At 46.4% G+C, this 21,760-nt stretch carries 17 protein-coding genes, 1 pseudogene and 1 riboswitch; of the genes and pseudogenes, 11 read left to right on the top strand and 7 right to left on the bottom strand.

All coding sequences use genetic code 11. From position 1 onward, the window contains the following. Positions 1–26: 26 nt before the first annotated feature. From BN1234_RS05285 to BN1234_RS05255, 7 genes are all read right to left on the bottom strand, one after another. Positions 27–2,315, bottom strand: a complete 2,289-nt coding sequence (locus tag BN1234_RS05285) for a helix-turn-helix domain-containing protein (RefSeq protein ID WP_054955611.1) — start codon at positions 2,313–2,315, stop codon at positions 27–29. Positions 2,316–2,759: 444 nt separating this feature from the next. Then, positions 2,760–4,526 carry a glycoside hydrolase family 36 protein gene (locus tag BN1234_RS05280; protein WP_054955610.1) on the bottom strand — a complete coding sequence of 589 codons (1,767 nt, stop codon included), beginning with the start codon at positions 4,524–4,526 and terminating at the stop codon, positions 2,760–2,762. Between the two features lie 15 nt (positions 4,527–4,541). Next, complete coding sequence (locus BN1234_RS05275) at positions 4,542–5,375, bottom strand: carbohydrate ABC transporter permease (protein WP_054955609.1); 834 nt, start codon at positions 5,373–5,375, stop codon at positions 4,542–4,544. Between the two features lie 15 nt (positions 5,376–5,390). After that, positions 5,391–6,272 carry a carbohydrate ABC transporter permease gene (locus tag BN1234_RS05270; protein WP_054955608.1) on the bottom strand — a complete coding sequence of 294 codons (882 nt, stop codon included), beginning with the start codon at positions 6,270–6,272 and terminating at the stop codon, positions 5,391–5,393. Between the two features lie 138 nt (positions 6,273–6,410). Then, positions 6,411–7,727, bottom strand: coding sequence for an ABC transporter substrate-binding protein (locus BN1234_RS05265; protein WP_054955607.1), 1,317 nt, complete (start codon positions 7,725–7,727; stop codon positions 6,411–6,413). Between the two features lie 83 nt (positions 7,728–7,810). Beyond that, on the bottom strand, positions 7,811–9,412 hold the full coding sequence (locus tag BN1234_RS05260) for a response regulator (protein ID WP_054955606.1): 1,602 nt from the start codon (positions 9,410–9,412) through the stop codon (positions 7,811–7,813). Between the two features lie 2 nt (positions 9,413–9,414). Continuing rightward, positions 9,415–11,205, bottom strand: coding sequence for a sensor histidine kinase (locus BN1234_RS05255; RefSeq protein WP_054955605.1), 1,791 nt, complete (start codon positions 11,203–11,205; stop codon positions 9,415–9,417). Between the two features lie 174 nt (positions 11,206–11,379). Here BN1234_RS05255 and BN1234_RS05250 point away from each other — a divergent pair, with 174 nt between their 5' ends. The 11 genes and pseudogenes from BN1234_RS05250 (at position 11,380) to BN1234_RS05205 (ending at position 21,759) form a co-directional block, all read left to right on the top strand. Further along, on the top strand, positions 11,380–11,691 hold the full coding sequence (locus tag BN1234_RS05250) for a DUF6944 family repetitive protein (protein ID WP_054955634.1): 312 nt from the start codon (positions 11,380–11,382) through the stop codon (positions 11,689–11,691). 409 nt (positions 11,692–12,100) lie between these two features. Further along, positions 12,101–12,200, top strand: a riboswitch (glycine riboswitch). A gap of 149 nt (positions 12,201–12,349) precedes the next feature. Continuing rightward, positions 12,350–13,693, top strand: coding sequence for an alanine/glycine:cation symporter family protein (locus BN1234_RS05245; RefSeq protein WP_054955604.1), 1,344 nt, complete (start codon positions 12,350–12,352; stop codon positions 13,691–13,693). Positions 13,694–13,789: 96 nt separating this feature from the next. Next, positions 13,790–14,056, top strand: a complete 267-nt coding sequence (locus tag BN1234_RS05240) for a pyridoxine 5'-phosphate oxidase C-terminal domain-containing protein (protein ID WP_054955603.1) — start codon at positions 13,790–13,792, stop codon at positions 14,054–14,056. A 50-nt stretch (positions 14,057–14,106) separates the two neighbouring features. Next, positions 14,107–14,568: pseudogene (locus BN1234_RS22730) on the top strand (NUDIX hydrolase); the annotation flags it as partial. Continuing rightward, positions 14,554–15,138, top strand: coding sequence for a nucleoside-triphosphatase (locus tag BN1234_RS22725; RefSeq protein WP_245640098.1), 585 nt, complete (start codon positions 14,554–14,556; stop codon positions 15,136–15,138). The pseudogene BN1234_RS22730 and the gene BN1234_RS22725, both read left to right, overlap by 15 nt. A gap of 105 nt (positions 15,139–15,243) precedes the next feature. After that, the gene (locus tag BN1234_RS05230; protein WP_054955601.1) at positions 15,244–15,669 is read left to right on the top strand and encodes an NUDIX hydrolase; all 426 of its coding nucleotides are present in this window, start codon (positions 15,244–15,246) and stop codon (positions 15,667–15,669) included. Between the two features lie 79 nt (positions 15,670–15,748). Then, positions 15,749–16,525, top strand: a complete 777-nt coding sequence (locus BN1234_RS05225) for a class I SAM-dependent methyltransferase (RefSeq protein ID WP_054955600.1) — start codon at positions 15,749–15,751, stop codon at positions 16,523–16,525. A gap of 11 nt (positions 16,526–16,536) precedes the next feature. Continuing rightward, complete coding sequence (locus BN1234_RS05220) at positions 16,537–17,151, top strand: GNAT family N-acetyltransferase (protein ID WP_245640097.1); 615 nt, start codon at positions 16,537–16,539, stop codon at positions 17,149–17,151. 210 nt (positions 17,152–17,361) lie between these two features. Then, positions 17,362–17,826 carry an NUDIX domain-containing protein gene (locus BN1234_RS05215; protein WP_156337153.1) on the top strand — a complete coding sequence of 155 codons (465 nt, stop codon included), beginning with the start codon at positions 17,362–17,364 and terminating at the stop codon, positions 17,824–17,826. Between the two features lie 473 nt (positions 17,827–18,299). Next, positions 18,300–20,822, top strand: coding sequence for a heparinase II/III domain-containing protein (locus BN1234_RS05210; RefSeq protein WP_054955599.1), 2,523 nt, complete (start codon positions 18,300–18,302; stop codon positions 20,820–20,822). Continuing rightward, positions 20,794–21,759, top strand: coding sequence for an ABC transporter permease (locus BN1234_RS05205; RefSeq protein WP_054955598.1), 966 nt, complete (start codon positions 20,794–20,796; stop codon positions 21,757–21,759). Before BN1234_RS05210 ends, BN1234_RS05205 begins: the two co-directional genes overlap by 29 nt. Position 21,760: the final 1 nt, after the last annotated feature.

Here is a 21,760-nt window from a genome sequence, read left to right as displayed (position 1 = left end):
GAATCTCCGGGGAGCTTCTTTACGATTTATACTTCCATCATATCGTCCTCGGCGGCAGCAACTTCAGCACTGACGCCGTGTATTTTACGATATTGACCGGGTGTACAGCCCGTCTCTTTTTTGAATTTACGGATGAAGTTCGGGGTGTCGAGATAGCCGACGCGGGTGATGATCTCTTTTAGCGGATCGTTCGTGTGCAGCAGCTGGCGAATCACCTCATCCATTCTTTTTTGCCAAATGTACTGGGAGAAATTGATGCCTGTCTTCTCTTTGAAGGAACGGCTGAAATAGGATGCTGAGATGGAGAACCTCGATGAAATGGTGTTCAGGCTCAGTGTATAGTCGGTGTAATGCTCGTCGATGTATGCTGTGATCTGGTCGATGAGGCTGCTTTCCTCGGTTTCACTCTGCGTTTCAACCTCTCTGCAAATTTCTGCGGCCAGTTCCCTCAGCTTCTTCTCCAGATCCTCCAGCGAATCAAATGAAGTAATTTTCGGGATTTCATTGACGATATGGCGGATACCGAGGTCCGAGGCGGTCTTCAGCATCGTATTCAGAATATCAAAGCAGATACAGCGCAGCAGTGGAACGGACAACCGTTCCAGCTTCAGATTTTCCATGGCGTCGGCGATCATCCGTGAAGCAACATCGTAACTGCCCTGTTTCAGGCTCTGTTCAAGCTTGAGCAGAACGTCCTTGGACACCCAGAAGGAGGAATCCTGAGTCTCGGAAAGCTTGTTAAAGAACGTTATTGTACCCTGTCTATGAAGCAGAGATGCGTCAAAAGATGTGGAGGCTTCGATATAGGACTGGTTCAACTGCTCGGCAGAGCGATATCCGGTACCCACCCCGATGGTGGGAAACTGCCCTTCATGCTCATAGATCATGGCTCGCACAGATTCGACAATCGCTTCCATCCGGCCCAGCACCCGGTCATCATCCTCGAAGCTGGCGTCAAAACCGACGATCAGCGCCAGTCGGCCCGGCTGTGTCAGCTCCACGCCATAAGCGTAAGCGGCAAGTTCCGGCCACTGCACCTCACTCATTAGCTGCGTCACCGGAAGCTTGTCCGGATCAGGCTCGGTGGCTGAGGAAGGCGTCTCCCAGCTCATACAGATAACAAAATAGTGAGAACGGTGAAAGCTCACACCCAGCGTGGCGTAAAACTCGGACGTCCATTCGCTGTGATGGCCGTGCTTCAGCAGAAGCAGGAGAAGCTGGTTCCGGGCATAAGGCTCCTGCAGATCGATTCGCTGGCTGTAGTCATGCAGTGTCTGCTTGATCCAATCCAGCTCGTTGTTCGGTCGGGTGGCATCTCCATCTGATTTTACCCGCACAAACTCCATCAGGTCCGAGATTGGATGGTACTGCTTGCGCGCCAGCAGGATGGCCAGCACGAAACCGATGATAGCTACAAGAGAGAAAACCAGAACAAAGACGGTTTGCACATGCACAATACGGCTGAAAAACTGATTGCTCTGCATGGCAGTAGCATAGGTCCAGCCAGCCTCTGATTTTACGGAAACAACGGAATAGGACTTACCGTTCAGCTCTAGGCTGTGAGTGCCGGGATTCAGGGTGAACAGGGCGCGAGCCTCTGTCTCCGAGATCGTTTCGCCGCGCTGATTGGCAGCCAGAACCTGTCCGTTGTTGTCGAAGATGTATGTAATCCCGTTATAGCCAGTCAGTATGGAGTCGATCAAGCCGGTTAGATTGGATTCGTCTATCAGATACATGACGGTTCCGTGTGGATTAGGGTTGTTAGGCGTAATCGGCACCAGGTAAGCCAGCATGGACTGCTTGGCGCGCGTGTCTTTATCCACTTCCTCCGCCGGGCGCATGGTAGGGTAGCTTACAGTATTCAGATCCCTGATGAGCGCCTCCTTGTCCCACGAATGAAATTTATAGCGCCGGGTGAACACGTCCAGGTTTTCCAGACCTTCTGTAGAATAAATTTTTTCGTCGTCTCTAAAGAACAGAAAGAGCTCATTTACAATGGAGCTGGTGGCCTTGTATTTGCCCAAGGCTTCGATAGATTCCCGGCTGTAGTAAGGATGATGCACCCAATAGGGTGTTAGCTGCTTGTCATAGGCGATGCGAGAGGCCTGGTCCTGCAGCTCCTTCATGCGCTCGTCAATGATAATTTTGGCTTGGGTGAGCTGATTGACGTTGGACTGCTCGATTTCCGAGCGGAGGGTTATTACTGCGTTCTGATAGATGAATACAGTCAGAATCACAAGGGGGATGAGAAAAATGGCGATATAGGAAAGCGTATACTTAAACAAAAGCTTGGACTTGAAATGGCTCCATTTCATAAGCTTACCTCCCACGATGCTTAGCAAGATGTTGTACTACAGATGACACAAAAAGCAAAAAATGTGGTCTTAACTATAAAAAGCTTATTGAATTACGGTCATACCATTTCCTAAGCTTGTCCGGTCATCTCTGCAATCTCGGTAGGCAATGGATACCTCACTCGGTCCGGCTGCTGCTTCCTCAAGTTAAGGATGGTACAACATTCGCGCAGCCGTATCGTACCTGAACTACTTGGATTATAAAAACAACTGCATACATTGTCAACGAATGAAATTCCCTGTGTGTAACAAGAGATATTACCGAAGCCGAGAAAAAGCGAAGATAAGTTCAATGATGAAAAGGCAATGAGCGAAACCCGCTCATTGCCTCATTTCGTGACACCCATTATACTTTCAGCAGTCCGCCGTTATGTGAAAACAGTATACATCTCGGCTGCGGTGTCCTTATTTCAGTTCAATCACGGCTAATCCAGAAGGAGGAACGTGCAGCTGAAGCAGGCCTTCCTCCAGCCGAACAAGCTCTTTTCGGATGGTTTCGCCGGAATGATTCAGAACCGTCACTTCAGCCAGCTCCGAAGAATTCCATTCCATAACCAGACGATCCTGCAGCGTTCCGTTGATCACGGTATACCGTTTTGTCCCCGAAGGACATCCCCGGACCACCTGATCACCGTAGACCGCCGCAAGCATGTGCTGATCTGCCGCAGCATAGACGATAGGATACAATAGCTCCGGCGATATCGGCTCCAGCTTTCCATCCATCAGCAGCTCCCGGTGTTCACGCCAGAAGCGAAGCCAGAAGGCTGCCGTACGGCGTTGTCCATCAGGAATCTCATCCAGCAGGACTGAAACCTGGGGGACCGAAAACAGCGCATGGATAAATTGCAGGGCCACATTGCGCTCACTGTCCCCGGAATGCCAGACCATCATGTCGGAGTGGACAGCTGTACTGCCGCTTAACAGGCGAAGATCAAGGGAACCGATCCGGTTCTGGCTGGCATTGTTCGGACAGTCGGCCACACGGAACATATTTCCGTATTTGCGCATGAGCGGTCCGATATACTGCTGGCGGAACTCGATCATAATATCAGCCTTGATCCTCTTAAGTCTTGCCATTACATCTGTCAGCAGTCGATCCACCGCTTCGGGTACGGAGTTATAGTCCCTGCCTTCGCCGGCAGCATCCTTCCATTCCTCAGACAGATTGAAGGAATCGACAAAATCGAGCTTGAAGCCGTCCAGGTCCCATTCGCGCAGCGCTTTTTCATAGATACCGATCAGGTACTCGCGCACTTCAGGGAAACGAGGATCCAGGACATAGGTGCCGTCGTTCCCGTAGGTGTTTATGAACTTACCCTTGAACCGGGCATATGCTTCGGAATGAATGCCGACAAAAGGCACGGAATACCACAGAATAAATTTCATACCGGCTTGATGGACGCTGTCGACGAATGACTTCATATCCGGAATCCGGGACGGTGCCACCTGCCAGTCGCCGCAGTATGCATATCCGCGTTCGCTGTTGTCGGTCTGCCAGCCGTCATCCACAATGACCGCCTCGCAGCCCATGTCTTTGGAAATGGCGCATTGGCGGAGGATCGCTTCCGGCTCGAGCTGCTGGTGGAAGCTGTACCAGGTTGAGTACATCGGAAGACGGGCAATATCCGGAACCGCCGAAGGCTCATAGCCGGGAAGGCCTGCCCACCAGTCGCTGACATCGTGGAGTGAATCATAATAATAAATATCCCGCTGATCAATGCGGATGACGGTTTCATACCGGGTGATCGCCGGACTGGGCTCGGTGAAAAACTCGGTGTAGCAGTCCACGCTCACTGTTTCCTCATGGACGCCGGCACGAAGCTTGAGCGGGGTCAGCGCATCGGAGAGAGCCACGGTCAGACGATTCTTTCCGGTTAAGTTGTAAAAAGAATAGACCGGCGCGAGCGACGTGGATTTGGAGGAGAAGGGCGTACTGAAATCAACACGCAAGCCCTTGTCCCTGCTGCTTCCCGGATCCCAGTATCCGTGAAAATCAATCGCTGGTTCCCTCCAGCTCAAGGAAATGGGGCTCGGCACCCGCGGTTCTTCAGATCTCATGACGAACCGGAAGTATTGCACCCCGTCTTCCTCCGGCAGTGTTTCTAGTGAGAACCGAAATCCGGTCAAGTGACCGGTCAGCTTCATGGTTCTGTTTCCTGCTTGTAGCTCCATCTAAGTCTTCCTCCTTTATCCTTTTACGGCAGAGCTGACGGTCAACGCATTCTCTACCTGCTCGGAGAACAGCAGATAAACGAGGACAGTAGGGATCGTAGACAGCACCATGACGGCGCCCATCGCTCCCCAGTCCGAGCTGAACTGCGTTTGGAAATAGAGCAGTCCGAGCGGCAAAGTCTTAAGCTCGTTGTTGCTGATCATAACAAGCGCCACCAGAAACTCGTTCCAGGCAAACAGAAAAATAAAGATGGAAACGGAGGCAATGGCCGGCTTGACGAGCGGCAGGATAATTTTGAAAAACGTTGTATAAATACTAGCCCCGTCAATCGACGCCGCTTCCTCAATCTCATAAGGAAGAGAACGGTAGAACGCATAGAAGATAATGGTGGCAAAAGAGAGCTGAAAAGCCACATAAGGCACGATAACGGCCAGATAGCTGTTCTGAAGGTGCATCGTCTGCACAATCACCAGCAGCGGAATCATGATAATCTGCATGGGAATGAACATCCCTGCCGTCATATAGATCCGGGTGGCGTCGGCGAATCTCCACTTCATCCGCGCTGCGGCATAGGAATACATCAGAGCCAGCAGCACCGTTACTATAACCGTGGCGATCGAAATAATCAGACTGTTTTTGAAATATTTCAATAAATCAAACATTTGAAAGGCGTTCTGATAGTTTTCAAAACGCCAAACCTTAGGAACACCGAAAACATTGGTGGAGAAAATCTCTTCGTTGTTTTTGAAGGAATAAAACAAAAGCCATAATAGCGGATATAAACTAACCACGACGTAGCCGATGAGCGGCCCGTACATGAGAAATCTTTTTCCTGATTTCTTGATCATAGGTACCTCTCACCCCTAGTAGCTGATTTTGTCTTTGTTCATCAATTTGTTGATGAGCACCGTGAACAGCAGGCACTCGATGACGAGAATCATTGCGGCAGCGGAACCGTAGCCATATTCATTGGACCTGAAAGCTGCCTTGTACATCATGAATGTGAACGTATATGAGATATTGCCCGGACCGCCGTTGGTCATGACGAACATATTTTGAAAGGCGTTCAGGCCGCCTGTGATTGCGAGAATCAAGCTGAATTTATACGTCTCGCTGAGCAGCGGAATCGTAATATTCCAGTGGGTCCGCCAGCTCGAAGCACCGTCAATCCGGGCCGCCTCATATAGATGCTCCGGAATGGATTTGATAGCTGTATAGATCAGCACCAGATGGATGCCCATGTTCTGCCATGCATTCGTAAAAGCAATCGCCCAGATGGATGTATTCTCTCCGCTTAGCCAGGCCTGTTCATAAGGAATGCCCAGCAGGGCAAAAATGCTGTTTAGAAGGCCGCCGTCGGCATTGTAGATCGCGATCCATAGCTGTGATACAACAACTCCGGACAATACGACCGGGATGAAATAGGAAGTTTTAAAAAATTTGCGCCCTCGCAGTGATCTGCTGGACATGGCGATCGCAAGCAGCGTACCGACTCCGATCTGGTATACGACAAGCACAAAGGCGAAGATCAGGCCGTTTTTCAGCGAGACCCAGAAGTCCGGATCATCAAGCAGCCGTACGTAGTTTTCCATTCCGATGTAAGTAGCGGCTCCCAAGCCGTTCCAGTCAAAAAAGCTCTTCTGAAAAGTCTGCAGGATCGGAACCATTACGATAACCGTAAAGAATAGCAAAGTCGGCACAGTGAAAATTAATAAGGCAATTCTATTTTTCGTCTTTGCAGTCATGTTTCCCCTCCCAGTCGCCGTCCGCTTCCTTTCGCCCTAAGAAGGAGAGGGAGAGGGCGGCGCTGAATTTCTGTATAGTTTAGAAAACCAGGTTATCCTAATCTTCCCGGACAACCTGGTTATGCAGGAAATGATTTCTTATTTGCGGGCAGCTTCCAGTGACTTGTTCATCTGCTCGATAAACGCGTCCACCTTCTTGTTGAGCAGCAGGAGTGGCGTGTTGTCTTCGATAGCTGTTTTGAACTTGGCATTCTCAAGCCCCCATGCGAAGGAGGTCATCGTCTTGAAGTTGGCTGAATCAGCGGCATACTTTTGCTGAATTGGAGACAGCCCGTTTTTCGGCTCAGGGTTTTCATTCAGGATCGGGTTTGGATCCCCGAGAAGCTCGACACGACTCTTTGCAAATTCAATCGAGAACAGGGCGGCATACTTGGCCGCTACCTCTGGATTTTTGGAGTTTTTCGAAACGGCAAAGCCCTGATTGAAGCCGCCGCCGCTAATATTCCATTTTGTGGTCTCTGCGGTTTCGGCATCCACAAGAGGGGTGTAGAGAATGTCCACTTTATCTCCCATGGCTTTGTAGATATCGTTCATAACCCAAGCGCCGTTCAGAATCATGGCCGATTTGCCGGAAGTAAACTGGGCCATAGCGTCATCCCAGGTCATGTTAAAGGCATTTTTAGACAGGATGCCTGCTTCCGAAAGCTCAGCCACCTTGTTTGCTCCCTTAATATACGCTTCATCGGAGAATGTTCCTTCCCCGCCGTCAAGCTTCTTCAAACCACCGGGTTCCGAGGATACTACGGCCATATCGTAAAGCTGAACGATCGGCCATTTTTCCTTGGCGAACAGGGCGAGCGGAGTGATGTCCTTTGAAGAAAATGTCTTTACGGCTGCCAGAAATTCTGTATAGTTCTCAGGAACCTTTACATTGTTGCTTTCAAACAGTTCCTTGTTATAATATACGATGGCTGCCCATTGGCCCACGTTCGGCACGGCATAGGAGTGGCCGTCCTTGTTCCAGAGCATTGCTTTGGAGGTGGGATTGAGCATTTCCTCAATATTGTTGTCCTTGACGATTTGGTCCAGCTGCATCAGATTGTCGGATGTGCGGAAGACTTCGATCAAGCCGCTGGAGGCAAAGAAAATGTCCGGCAGCGTGCCTGCGGCAGCATAGGTCTTAATTTTCTGCTCGTCATCCTGTGCGGCGACCTCGAATTCCACTTCAACTTCAGGCATGACTTTCTTCATTGCTTCCTTTGCCGCATCATATACCGGGATATTCTCACCGCTATACTGGGCATAGAATTTCAGCTTCACAGGCTGGTTTTCACTTCCGGAACTGCTTGCTGGCGATTCGCCCGCGTTGTCTTTCCCGCCGCCGCAGGCCGTGAGCATAACCATGCAGGCTGCCAGCATCAACAGCATCATTTTTTTTCCTGTTGCCTTGAACAAAATAATTCCCCCTTATCTTTAATGTCTACATTGTACTGAAATCGTTTCCATCTCATAAATGGATGAAACGGAACACATTGGGGTTATTTGACCAGTTTATTTCGCATTACTTCATATTCGCTAGGCGTCATTCCTGCATGTTTTTTAAAACTTTTGCTGAAATGCCCCGGGTCACTGTATCCAACCAGCCCGGCAATGTCGGCAAGCCGAAGGTTGCCTCCCGAAGAGAGCAGCTCCTTGGCTTTTTGCATACGGACTTCCGTGATGTAATCGCTGATTCCCTTGCCAAGCTCCTGCTTGAAAATTTTCCTTAAATACCGTGATTGTACATAGAGGGCCCGTGCGACATCCTCTACCTTGAGCCCGTGATCCGCATAGTGGGAGCCAATAAAATCGATAGCCTCTGACAGAAGCTTTCCGGACTTGGAATGCTTGATGCCCTCTGTTTGCTTCATGGTCGTCAGATACAGCTTCATAACCCAGTCAAAGGCGGCTTCAATGGTCGGCTGGCCTGCAATGCTGCGAAACAGATTCACACCTTCCGGAAACAATTCCTCAGCGGTTCTGCCAATCTCGTAAATATAAGTCAGGCATACGGATACCAAACCGGCCAGTATCATATGAATATTGTCCCCGGACAGCTGCTGCGTGCGTATATATACCTGAACGGCATTCAGGGTTTGACGGATTTCGGACTCATCATGCGTTCTAAGGGATATGAGCAGATTTTCATTCATTTCGCTTGGATAAAAGCCTATGGTTCCGCTCCGCGACTCAATATCTTTGTATAAAATAATGTCGCCCCGTCTGATTGAAATTTTGTTGTTCAGGGCGATGACCGATTCCACGTATGATTTGCGGATGGAGAAGATGCCCTGGCCGGGATTACCTGCGCCGATGGTTACGCTGAAACTGAAATGCTTTTTAATCATTTCGCTAAGCTTGGAGAAACCTTCGAGATAATCATCCTCGTTCACCGTCTGGTTAAACTGCAGCAGGGAAACTACCCGCTCCTCAGGCCCGTTAAATACAACGACCTTTCCGTCAAAGTTAAGCAGATCCCCCAGCAGGTTGGCGATGATGTATTTGCGGAGCCTGACCTCGCCGGAGCCCGGCCACTGAAGATGCAGGTCATCAATCTCAAGCGTTACGACCTGAAAGCCGAGGTTGTCCTCACGTAATCCGATTAGGTTCATCTGCTGCCGGATGGATTCATCCTGGCCGTTGTATTCGCTGCTGATCAGCAGGTTTAAAAAACTCTCCTTCAAAAGCTGTTTTCGGTTCTCTTCCTGATTGTGTTCCATCCGGATTTTATCAATGGCGCTCTTGGTTCTGGTCAGAGCCATAAGAAGCTCTTCTTCGTCAAAGGGCTTGAGGATATAATCCACGACTCCGAGCTTGATCGCTTTGCGTGCGTATTCAAACTCACTGTGTCCGGTCACGATTAGCACATAGGTATATGGAAACGTCTCCTTCAATTGCTCAGAAAGATCAAGACCGTTCAGGTAAGGCATGTTAATATCCACAATCGCGATGTCAGGCTCATGCTCCTTAACCAGCTCCAGAGCCATCAGCCCGTTCTTCGCCTCTCCACACAGCCGGAAGCCGTGGGCTTCCCAGTCTATGACACCGCGCAAATATCTGCGGAACATCGCTTCGTCGTCTACAATGATCACCTTGTACATATTTATTCTTCTCCTTTCAGCGACAGCGCGATCTCGATGGTAACCTCGGCACCCTGGCCGGGTATGCTGAAAATACGGACACCGTAGTGCTCACCGTAATAAAGCTTGATTCGTTCGTCCACACTCTTTAAGCCGAATGAAGCGGACTGGTCTTTTTCAGTGAGGCGTGAGAGCTCCCCATCGGCAGGGAACCCGAGACCGTCATCCCTGACCCGCAAAACAAGCGAATTTTCGTCCTTGCTGCCACTGATATGGATATGACCGAATCCTTCCTTTTCCTTTAATCCGTGATAGATCGAGTTCTCAACAAGCGGCTGCAGCGTCAGCTTGGGGATCGGATAGTTCAGCAGCTCATTGGGAATATCGATTTGAAAATCAAACAGATCGGCATACCGGGTGCTCTGGATCAGAAGATAGCTGTGCAGATTGCGGATTTCCTCGCGGATCGTGATGACCTCCTTGCCGTTGCTGAGGGCAACGCGGTAAAAATCAGCCAGCGCTTTCGTTGCCTTGCCTGCTGTAGCGCTTTCATTTTCCTGGCAGAGTACATAGATGAGATCCAGCGAATTGTAAAAAAAGTGCGGTTTGATCTGTTCCTGTACGAGTGCCAGCTCAAATTCCCGTTTTTTCTTCTGCTCGTCCTTCAGCTTCAGCATGAGATCGTTGATCCGAAGCAGCATCTGGTTGAAGCCGGATCCCAGCTTGCCGATCTCGTCTGTGGTCTGGATCGGGATGAGCCAGTTCAGCGTGTCATCCTTGATTTTGCCCATATGCTTCGCTAGTCGGATGATAGGCACTGCTATCGATTGGGAGAGAATAAACGCTCCGAGTACGGTCAGCAGAAGGCAGAAGGTACCGATATAAACAATGACCTTGGACAGCTGGCGGGTTTCCCGGGTGAGTTCCTGCAGCGGAATTTCGTTGATCAGCTTCCATTTCATATTTCCGAAGGCCATTGAAGTAAGAAGTATGCTTTCGCCGTTATAATTCTGAACCTCGGACAGCTTTTCGACAGGAGCGACAATATCAAACAGCTCACTTTGTTCCATAGGCTTAAGCAGCTTGTTCTTGTCCATTGAAGAGATAATGGCTCCGTTCACGTCAATGATAAAATAACCATTGGATTGAACGGGCCCAACCGGTCCGTATATGGAGGAAAGTGTGGATTCTTTAATGTTCACAATCAGAATCCCCAAAGGCTCCATCGTTTCGGTGTCGATAATTTTTTTGCCGATGGTCAGAACCGGAAGCCCGGGATCAGTCACCCAGAAATCGCGGTACTGCATAGGAAACCATACATTTCGTCCATTGCTGCTCAGCAGCTCACTGTACATTTTGCTGGTTAGGCCTTTATTGGAATTCAGTGTAATTCTGGGATTGGTGCTGTATGTATTGTTGTTGCGGTCAATAAACAGGGCCGACTCGATATCCGGAAAGATGATTTTTCCGAAATCCAGCTTGTTTTCCACCCGGTTTCTCAGCTGGTAATTCTGGCCCTCCTCCTGCTGCAGGTAGGCTGCGTCCCCCTTGAACCAGGACTCTTTATTCAAATCGAGCATGGCGAGATTGGCATAGCTCTCGCCGTTGGACAGCACGGTATTGATGCGGGTGACAATGAGCCGGGACTCGTCCAGCATATTCTTTTTGGTATTCGAAATGACCGCATCGGTATAAATGTTGTAGGATATCCACCCTAGAAGAAACAGCGGAAGTACGATCAAAGGGATGAAGATCACGATGATTTTATTATGAATGCGCATATTTTTGAGCCGCAGGCCCGCTCTGTTTCTCATGATGTGAAAGTTCACTCCTTAGTTGTTTGTTGAACCTCGTGTTGTTGAAGTGAGGTACGAAAGAATATGAGGTGTCGAATATCAGGTTCGAATTCAGGACCTTTGACATACGTTGTAAGAACTTTGAAATACAGATGAAAGAAGGAGATTGTATTGTCAGCCGGGGAAACATACATGAGCCAGATTGCTGCGTATGCATGGCTTCAGGCTTTGGGAACAAACATTACAGCTATAGGACAGACCCGGTTATTGAACAAAACCAAAGCAGCAGAGGTGCAGGGAAATGAAATGGTGCTTCTGGGAAATGCCATGCAATCCATTTCGAATACGGCCCAGACGAAGATCATTCTGGAGCAGGGAGGTTCACAATCCGATCTATTAAACGCTCTCGGCAGCTCGCTGCAGGCCATGGGCAGCACCATCCAGGTCGTGGCGGGAATCAAAACACTGGTACCCGGAAGGCGGACCAGGCATCGAAGGAAATAATAAAGCTGATTGGAGCAGTGTAAAAGGCGCTCATGGGCATGAGCGCCTTTTAATATTGAAACGAACGTTCAATTCCAGTGTCTTTTCCCTTAAAAGGGTGCGTATCAGCTTTCATGTTATGAGTATAGATTAGAAGAAAATATAAGTCTATATTATTGCATTGATTTTCGATATATTTTGAATACCTGGCGTAATAAATGACACAATTCATAAAGTAATGGACATCGGGTAACTAAGAAGGGTACTGGGAGTTATTTCTATTGCCGAAAAAAGAAAGATTCTTCTATAATAAATGAACAAGTTTATAAACTGGATGAAGTATACGGGAGACAGACCATGTCTGGCCGAAGGGGCAAAACTCTCAGGCGCTTACAATCTCACAAGATTGGACGCAAGCAGGACCGTATATGGACAGAACTCTGGAGAGACTCCGCTTGAGCGGGGCACCGAAGGGGCAAGACGTGTAATGACACGTTCAAACTCTCAGGTAAAAGGACAGGGATTGCAGATGAATGCATCATTATCGAAAATGTGAGTTGATCACGATCGTTTTATTTACTATTCTGCAAAAAATGTCCCCAGAGTCAAATCTATTATGATTTGGCTCTTTTTCATCTTTAGAGAAACATTGACATCAGGCTGAAGAGGGGAAAAGGAAATGCATCAAGTTGAACAGTGGTTAGATCGTGCAGATCAGTTGGTATGGGGGGCTCCGCTTCTTATTTTGTTGGTGGGAACAGGTATATTATTAACAATCCGTCTAGGGTTGCTGCAGGTGTTTCGCCTTCCACTCGCGCTTAAACTTGTGTTTACGTCTAGAAATGAAGGACATGGTGACGTTAGCAGCTTTGGCGCTCTGGCGACTGCTCTTGCCGCCACGATTGGGACAGGAAATATTGTCGGGGTGGCAACTGCTATTCAAATGGGCGGACCTGGAGCATTGTTTTGGATGTGGGTGGCTGCTTTTTTTGGAATGGCTACTAAATTTGCAGAAGGTGTGCTCGCCGTAAAATACCGAAAGATTGACGAGAATGGACATATATCAGGTGGACCTATGGTCTACATTGAACAAGGTTTGGGTAAGAAATTTAAACCACTTGCTGTATTTTTTGCGGTGAGCGGGGTGCTGGTTGCCTTATTCGGGATCGGAACCTTTCCGCAAGTTAATGCCATTGTAACATCAGTACAGTCAAGTGTGGGTGTTCCGCCAGTGTTCACTGCAATCGTGATAACGCTGTTGACATTGTTGGTGACTGTTGGTGGAATAAAGAACATAAGCGTGGTCACTTCGAAAATAGTGCCTGTGATGGCTGTTGTCTATATATTAACCAGTTGTGTTGTGCTTTTTGTCTTCGCGGACAAACTGCCGGCTGCATTATCACTTGTATTTCAAAGCGCGTTCAACCCTACTGCAGCAGGCGGTGGATTTCTCGGTGCTACGGTCATGATGGCTATTCGAACGGGTATTGCGAGAGGGGTATTTTCTAATGAAGCCGGACTTGGCAGTGCACCGATTGCTGCGGCGGCGGCAAAAGTGAAATGGCCTGCTGAGCAGGGGTTGATTTCCATGACAGGTACCTTTATAGATACAATCATTATATGTACGCTGACTGGCCTGACTCTGATTGTAACCGGCGCATGGAATGGAGCTGCTGAAGGAGCTGCGATGACTCAGGCTGCATTTGGGGCGGCGATGCCTTTAGGGTCATTCATTCTTATGTTGTCTTTGGTTTTATTCGCATTTACGACGATTTTGGGTTGGAACTACTACGGCGAACGCTGCATTGTGTACTTATTCGGAGTCAAATCTATCTTGCCTTACCGTGTGGTGTTTGTCCTCCTGATCGGAGCCGGTGCATTTATCAAGCTGAAGGCAGTATGGCTGCTCGCGGATATAATGAATGGATTGATGGCGCTGCCCAATTTGATCGCCTTGCTTGGTTTGTCCGGGGTGGTTGTGGCTGAGACACGACTTTATTTTCGACATTTGAAAAAGAATTAGGATACGTAGACAGGCAACAGTTGAGCGAGCTGTTGTCTGTTTGTTTTTGTGCAGGTTCATTAGCTATCACTCCTCAGTTTTCAGAAGTATAATTATATGAAACGAGGTACTGTTGCTAAGGCAATAGCATTAATCGAAAGACAAAGTCAAATATTAGTTGATCCAACGGAATTAGAGGATAATTTACAAGAAAAATTGAATGAACATATGATAAAACCGGAATTTGTCTCATCCACTTGGACCTTCTATCAAGTAAATGCTAGAGAGGTTGAGTTCTGGCAGGCGAATGAGGATAGAAAGCATACAAGATTGTTGTATAAATTAAATGGTGACAGGTGGACTAAAAACACTCTCTGGCCATAAGAATTCTATATCGAATAGAATACAAAATACTTGATCGGTGGTGTTTGACAATGCAAGAGCAGTCAAAACATTTAGTTGCTGTATCTGCACTTGTTCAGAATAAGATGGGGCATGTATTGATGGTCCGGACACATTTACGAGCTGATACTTGGGAATTGCCGGGAGGATTTGTTGATGCTGGAGAGTCATTAGAACTAGCGGTTTGTCGGGAATTCCTTGAGGAAACCGGAGTTGTTATCCGCCCTATCGGAGTATCCGGTGTTTACTATAACGAAAGACTTCACGTATTGTCTGTGGTTTTTAAGGCGGACTATGAGAGCGGGGAAATAACAATTCAACCCGAGGAGATATTAGAAGCGAAGTTTTTACACTTGGATGAAACTACAATAGATGAATACATTAAACGGCCAAATTTAAAATCTCGCATTATAGATACGTTACGTGCGGCACGTTCTGTTCCTTACGAAACGTGGAATTTGAATCCGCCTGACTATAAGTTGTTGACAAGAATAGACGGTGAAGAGCAAAGCTCTAAGAGAGTATTTTTGCTTACGGGAAAGCCCAGAGCAGGGAAGTCAACTTTGATCAAAAAAATTATAAATGAGATAGGACCAGATATTTGCGGTGGATTTTACACTGAGGAAATAACGAATTCAATTAATGAGCGAATTGGTTTCAGATGCGTATCCGTTGACGGAGAGAGTGTGGAAATTGCGCATGTAGAGAGTCCCAGTCAAACTCGAATTGGGAGATACGGAATTGATATAGAAAAATTCGAGAAATTTGCCTTGAGAGTATTACAAGAGGCTATGACATTTAAAAAGATTATTGTAATTGATGAAATTGGATTCATGCAGATGTTATCCGCATCTTTTCAAATGAAAGTGCAAGAAATCATGTATGATAATCGAATTGTTTTAGGGACAGTTCCGCTTGATAGTCATCCGCGAATTGACAAGATCAAATATAACAAGGAAGTACAGCTAATAAGCATTAATGAATCTACACGTGATATGATAACTGAATTATTAGTGAAGGATATTTTAAAAACTTTAGATTTAAGTACATTGCAAGGATCTTGAAGAAAATATAATTCATATAACATCGTATCACCGAACGCCAAAATAACCCTTGGTCCTGAATCACGGGGAGAGCATATAAAACCTAAAAGAAAGAAGGAGAAAACGATGAACCCTCCGAAACATATTGTTTCTGCAGCTGCAATTGTAATAAATGATGCCAAAAAAATATTACTTATTAAAGGGCCAAGAAGAGGCTGGGAGATGCCTGGAGGACAAGTTGAAATTGGGGAATCTCTTTCACAAGCAGCAATTAGAGAAACAAAAGAAGAATCAGGAATAGACATAGAAATCATTAAATTCTGCGGCATTTTTCAGAACACCGGAAATTCCATTTGTAATACATTATTCTTAGCGAAGCCGATCGGTGGAGAACTTATAACTACTGTTGAGAGCTTGGATTCTGGATTTTTCCCCATAGAAGAAGCACTGGAAATGGTTGAATGGAAGAACTTCAGACAAAGAATAGAATATTGTTTAAACCCAGAAATACAACCATTCTGTATTGAGTTTAATGACGAGAATAATATTTGAGAGTATCTTGTAAAAGTGCGGGCATCATCTAATTAACGTTAGGCGAAATTACCGAATCGAGTAATGGAGAGTGCATTCAATGCAAAATAAAGAGACGTTTAATTTTATTCCTGATGAATACGAGAAATTTAGACCTACATATCCTGATGAAATGTTTGATGATATATTCTGTTATTCGAATGCTGAAAAGAAGGATAAAATCCTTGAAATCGGATGTGGAACTGGTCAAGCGACGGGTGGCTTAGTAGGCAAAGATTATAAAAACATTACCTGTATTGAATTGGGTAATAAATTAGCTCATTTTACAGCAGAAAAATTTAAAGCCTATGCTTCTATTAAAGTGATTAATACATCTTTTGAAGATTGGAACGGCGAAGGAAGTCCATTCAAATTAGCTGTGTCAGGTACAGCATTTCACTTTATTGATCCGAAATTTGGTTACCGGAGGGTATGGGAACTTCTTGAGGATTCAGGTACTATCGGTTTTTTCTGGACGATACATGTTCCAAAATATGATGAGATACATAATGAGATAAGATCTCATTATGTAGAACTTGCTCCGCATTTAGATGATTCCAAACTTCAAACACCTGAAGAATCAATAGATGAAAGAAGAACCATAACTGAGGATTCTGGTTTATTTTCTAATATATTAGTTAAGGAATACAATCAAGTTCTTACGTATACAAGCAACGATTACGTTTCTTTGCTCAACACGAATTCAAAGCATAGGCAGCTTTCAGAGTCAGTCAAAAACTCATTATTAAATAGAATCAAGAATTCGATTGATAAATCTGGTGGATATATTCATAAAGATCATAGAGTTGCTTTATTTTTAGGCAAGAAGTTAATGTGAGTTGATCCAGGATGTCGGTTTTCGTTTATTACATGACCCGGCCTAAGAATGAGTTAACTAAGGCCGGGTCAAATCGTAATTGCAGGCAGGATGATAACAGATTAAACCAAGAAAGAGGAACAATAAAAATGATAATAAGGGAAGTAACACAAACTGATGCTAATCAATTAGTTGAATTACATAAACAATTGGACGAAGAAACTAAATTTATGTTATTTGAGCCTGATGAAAGAGAAAATAACGAAACCCGGCAATCCAAGATTATTAGTTCAATTCTTGAATCTAATAATTCGAACATTTTTCTCGCAGTGAAAAATAACAGAGTAGTTGGTCATTTAACAGTGATCGGGGGGCATACTAAAAGGATAAGTCATAGAGCTTATATAGTGATTGGAATATTGAAAGAATTTAGTAGTAAGGGGGTTGGATATGAATTATTTAATGCAATGGAAAATTGGAGATTAACAACCGGTATTAAGCGACTAGAGCTAACAGTAATGACGAATAATGAAATAGGAATAAAATTATATAAGAAAGCGGGATTTGAAGTAGAGGGAATTAAGAAGAACTCGATAATCATTGGTGATAGATATATTGATGAATACTACATGGCTAAGGTTTATTGAAACGCGATTCATTTGGTAGATTGTAAGATATGAAAATGAGGGTGAACACTCCGATGCATATTGAAAGAGTTACTTGTCTAGAAAAGTATAATATTAATCTGTTGTTAGATGAAAGTATATCTGAGGGATATAAATTTGTTCAGAAATTAATTGATGAATACATGAATGGAGATATATTAAACCATCTTAGTGGGTGATTTCGTGAATTATATGGAAAGACAAAACCAAAAATATCATGTACTTGCGAGGGGCATTATTATATCTGGAGAAAATATATTAGTTGCTCACTGTAAAGGAATGGACAATACTTTTCTGCCAGGCGGGCATGTAGAATTTAGGGAAGGAATGAGAACGACTTTATACAGAGAAATTGAAGAAGAGCTTGGACAAGACTCTTTTGTAAAAGAATATATTGGGTGTGTTGAAGCCGACTTTGAGATACCTGACACCTATCATCAAGAAATAAACCACTTATTTAGAGTTGTGTTACCAAAAATCAGTCATGATTTAAACCCGGAATCCAGAGAGAATCATTTAGAGTTTTACTGGATAAAGATTAATGAAATGGAACAACACAATCTACAACCATATCCAGTTAGAGATATTATAAAGAGATATCTTAATAACAAGGAAGGACCATTTTGGGAAAGTACATTTAAAGACTATGGTGATTAGGATTTTTAGGGAAGAACAAGCTATCTTCTAACAATGTAACAGTGCTGCATAGAGACCGTATATTGGCGCTCAGTTGAGGCAGGCCATCCAAGGGGCATCCTTGAGTGTCCTGCTTATTTTTGTTGTCGTTCGCAGAGCGTCTCATATAAGAGGAAAATGGCGAGCCCCTTAAGGACTGTAGCTCTTTGATATGCTGCTTATGCTTATTGGCCTGTTATTCAGTTAAAAGGATATTAATATCATATAAATCACAGTGATATTGGATAAATTCTACAAAAAATTGAATTGACAGAACAATAAGAATACAAGTAATATACATGTATATAAAATAGAGAACAGGGAAAACGATACCGCCCAGAAGGTAACGAAAGATGAATAGCTTCCTATAACAGCCAGTTTTCCATAGAATCATGAGAGCGTTTTCTTAGTCGGGTGTACAGGTAAAACTCACTACATAAAGGAGGGTCTTGAGATTGAAGCTGCGGACGGAATTTATAAAGCCCTCGCTTTTGGAGATTGGGGAGGAGCATCAGCTGAACTTTATGCTAGTGCATCCTTGTGGAAGATTGGAACCTCAAAGGCATACACCCTATAGAATCATTTGCAGTGACCCGGAGATTATTGGACTGAACGGCAGTCTGATGACCGGGCTGAAGCCTGGTGAGACAGAAATCTCTGTAAGCTTCCACGATGATAAACTACCCGTGCACAGCTGGAAGGTGCGGGTGCAGCCTGCAGGTCAGGCTTCAGGTCTGAAGATGAAGGACCATCCAAGGATCTTATTTTCGGAAGAGGAACTAAGGGATTTTCGTGAACGGATTAAGCCGGGCGAAGGCAGTCCTGAGAGGGTAATTGATGTATCCCGGATATGGGCCGGCTATTTGGCCAAGGCGGATACCTATGAGATGGAAGAAGGCTTCACGGTGCTATATCCGTCGATACCTGATCAGTGGAATATTACGCTGCCTCTGACAGAACCGAAGCGGGTACCCGAACCGGAGGGTCATACTTTCTTCCCATTCTGGACGATGTATTCCAGAGCAATTGAGGAAAGGCTGGTTGTCCTGTCTACGGTATTCCTGGTAACGGAAGAGAAAAAATATGCGGTTCGTGTGAAACAGCATTTGTTATCTCTGGCCGCCTTCGGCAAATGGTATGAATTTGACGAACGGGGCGCGGAAGGGAATTTGAGCAACGCTCATCTGCTGATTGGAATGGCGAGTGCTTATGATGCAATTTACAGTCTTCTCTCGAATGATGAACGGAGATTGATACGCCAAGCGATTCTGGAAAAAGGGCTGCAGCCGCTGGCTCAGGATATTGGCAGCACTGATATGCACAATATTGTGGCGGCCAAGCAGGTGGCCATGATTTACGGTGCGGCGGCCATCATGGACGAAGTCCCGTTTGCCGTCAAGTATTTAAACGCCGGACTTGCGTATCTCCACAGATATCTGGACCGAAAAATAGTATCCGGGGAAACAGAAGGGCTGCTGTACGACAATGTGTCGGCGCGTCATGCATGGATGGCATCGGATCTTTATCTGAGAATCAGCGGCGATGACAGCTATGTTCAACATCCTTATTTGCGGGAGGAGCTGCCTGAACGCTTTTTCCGGCTTATGGCGCCGGGGGAAGATAGCTCGTTCCCGAATCTGTCGGACTCATTTCCTAAGCTCGATATCGCTTATCTTATGGCTATGACAGCTACACATTACGGTCATCCGGCAGCGGTGTGGTACCTGCAGAAGCATGCTCCGCTGCATGATGCCTTGCTTCTTTATTTACGAAAGGAGATCCTGCCTAAGAGCCCGGCAGAGCTATACGGCAAACATGCATCCGCAGCTTTCGGGAACATAGGCTGGGCTGCTTTGCGGTCGGGATGGAGCGATAAGGATCATCTGCTGTGCTTTACGGCAAGCAGTTCAGCGAAGGATCATAATCACAGGGACCAGAACAATCTGGTGATCAATTCCTGCGGCGAATGGCTGCTCACCAATCCTGGCTACCAGGATTATGTTCCCGGTCCGAAGGCGGATTACACCACTGGCACGGTCGGCCATAATTCACTGCTCGTCAATGACCAGGGACAGCTTCAGTTAGGAGGCGCAAGTTTCCGGGAAACATTGATGCTTCCTTATTTTGAAGTCGTATCAGGCGACGCTTCCGAAAGCTACGGCGGGCTGTTGAAATGCTACCGGAGATCTATCATACATATCGAATCGGCCTATTATGTCGTTGTGGATGATGTGGAGCTGCATCAGGATTCGGATAAGACCGAATTGTTGTATCATACGACTTCGACTGTCCTTGACGGTGAGAAGCCTAGAGTTCCTGGTGAGCTTCTGGAGAGTGAATCGACTGTAATTCAAGGTGAGAAGTCCGCTCTGCAGTTAATATTCGCGCTGCCAGAGAAGAAGGTTCTTTCCCTCCGGGAATACCCTGGGGCGGAAAGCTACGGTCCTTATGTCACTGTCGGAAGCTCGGCGGGGAAAAGGCGGCGGTTCATCGTTGTAATAAACCCGCGTCTCCATCTGGATGGAAAGCTGGAAGTCCGTCAAAAGAAGCAGAATGCTGACAGTCTGGCTTCAGGGCTGACGGTTGTGAGAAAAGAAGGAGTGAAGGATATTTGGCTGTTCTGCGCTGATTCAGCAGAAACGGACTACCAGGGCATTACCTTCCTCGGAGATGCAGCTCGCATATCCGGTGACGGCGATATGATTAATTTATGGAAGGCTAAAAGGTTGAGCAGCCGGGATATCGCCTACGAGGCTGATCTGCCTTTGAGCGTGAATATCCATGCCGGTCATTCAATCTTTGCTGTGCATAATCCCCACCCGGTGGAGGTCTCTTTTAAGCTGAGACTGCCCTCCGGCTTAGAAGTGAAACAAACCGCACCACCCGGCTGTCATGAATGGAGTTTTGGACATATAAGCAGAGGTGGCCAGACGGAAGGGAGAGAGGCGTGTGGAAACTGTGACTCTGGAAGCAAATAAAAAATCCGCTCCAGCCCAACAAAGCGCCTGGAAGCGAATCCGGACCCGCATGTGGAGGGATCGTTATCTTTATCTGCTGCTGCTGCCCGGTCTGCTCTATTTTATCGTGTACCGGTATCTGCCCATGCTGGGCATATCGCTTGCCTTTAAAGACTATAGCCCGTTCCGGGGCATCGCGGACAGTCCATGGGTCGGATTTGCGAACTTCGCTCGGATTTTCGAAAGCTCTGAGGTTATACAGGTCATTTGGAATACATTGACGATTTCTTTTCTGCAGATCGCGTTTGCATTTCCAGCTCCGATCATACTGGCTATCATGCTGAACGAGGTGGGGAGCCCCCTTCTGAAAAAAGGACTGCAGTCGATCGTTTACATGCCGCATTTTCTTTCCTGGGTTGTAGTAGTTGGGATCGTGACGATTTTTTTCCGGAATGAGGGCCTTGTGAATGATTTGCTCCGCGAAGTGTTCGGTATGCAGCAGACGATCCCTTTTCTGACCGAACCTGATTTTTTTCGGGCCTTTCTGGTTCTCGAGGTCATTTGGAAGGAAGCAGGCTGGGGGACGATTATTTTCCTGGCGGCGCTGGCAGGCGTTAACCCGGCACTTTACGAGGCTGCCGTCATGGATGGCGCGGGTCGCTTTCGCCAAATCTGGCATATTACGCTCCCTGCCATCCGCAGCACAATCATCATCATGCTGATTATCCGGCTTGGCGACGTGCTGGAGGTCGGGTTCGAGCAGGTATTCCTTCAGCTGAATGCTTTTAACATGCATATAGGCAACACGCTGGACACCTTTGTGTATTACAAGGGAATTCAGCAGTCGGACTACAGCTTCTCTACTGCGGTAGGCGTATTTAAGGGACTGGTCGGTCTTGTGCTGGTTATCAGCGCCAACAAGCTGTCCAAGAAGTTTGGCGAGCAGGGCGTTTACTAGG

Source organism: Paenibacillus dakarensis (assembly GCF_001373415.1).
Lineage (GTDB): Bacteria > Bacillota > Bacilli > Paenibacillales > Paenibacillaceae > Paenibacillus_AQ > Paenibacillus_AQ dakarensis.
The sequence above is the reverse complement of the archived record's forward strand: the minus strand, read 5'-3'. Positions and strand labels throughout refer to the sequence as shown.

Bases quoted from the DNA above. Each gene is read 5' to 3' on its own strand.
- BN1234_RS05285 (WP_054955611.1), bottom strand. From the start codon at position 2,315: ATGAAATGGAGCCATTTCAAGTCCAAGCTTTTGTTTAAGTATACGCTT.
- BN1234_RS05280 (WP_054955610.1), bottom strand. From the start codon at position 4,526: ATGGAGCTACAAGCAGGAAACAGAACCATGAAGCTGACCGGTCACTTG.
- BN1234_RS05275 (WP_054955609.1), bottom strand. From the start codon at position 5,375: ATGATCAAGAAATCAGGAAAAAGATTTCTCATGTACGGGCCGCTCATC.
- BN1234_RS05270 (WP_054955608.1), bottom strand. From the start codon at position 6,272: ATGACTGCAAAGACGAAAAATAGAATTGCCTTATTAATTTTCACTGTG.
- BN1234_RS05260 (WP_054955606.1), bottom strand. From the start codon at position 9,412: ATGTACAAGGTGATCATTGTAGACGACGAAGCGATGTTCCGCAGATAT.
- BN1234_RS05255 (WP_054955605.1), bottom strand. From the start codon at position 11,205: ATGAGAAACAGAGCGGGCCTGCGGCTCAAAAATATGCGCATTCATAAT.
- BN1234_RS05250 (WP_054955634.1), top strand. From the start codon at position 11,380: ATGAGCCAGATTGCTGCGTATGCATGGCTTCAGGCTTTGGGAACAAAC.
- BN1234_RS05245 (WP_054955604.1), top strand. From the start codon at position 12,350: ATGCATCAAGTTGAACAGTGGTTAGATCGTGCAGATCAGTTGGTATGG.
- BN1234_RS05240 (WP_054955603.1), top strand. From the start codon at position 13,790: ATGAAACGAGGTACTGTTGCTAAGGCAATAGCATTAATCGAAAGACAA.
- BN1234_RS05230 (WP_054955601.1), top strand. From the start codon at position 15,244: ATGAACCCTCCGAAACATATTGTTTCTGCAGCTGCAATTGTAATAAAT.
- BN1234_RS05225 (WP_054955600.1), top strand. From the start codon at position 15,749: ATGCAAAATAAAGAGACGTTTAATTTTATTCCTGATGAATACGAGAAA.
- BN1234_RS05220 (WP_245640097.1), top strand. From the start codon at position 16,537: ATGTCGGTTTTCGTTTATTACATGACCCGGCCTAAGAATGAGTTAACT.
- BN1234_RS05215 (WP_156337153.1), top strand. From the start codon at position 17,362: ATGGAAAGACAAAACCAAAAATATCATGTACTTGCGAGGGGCATTATT.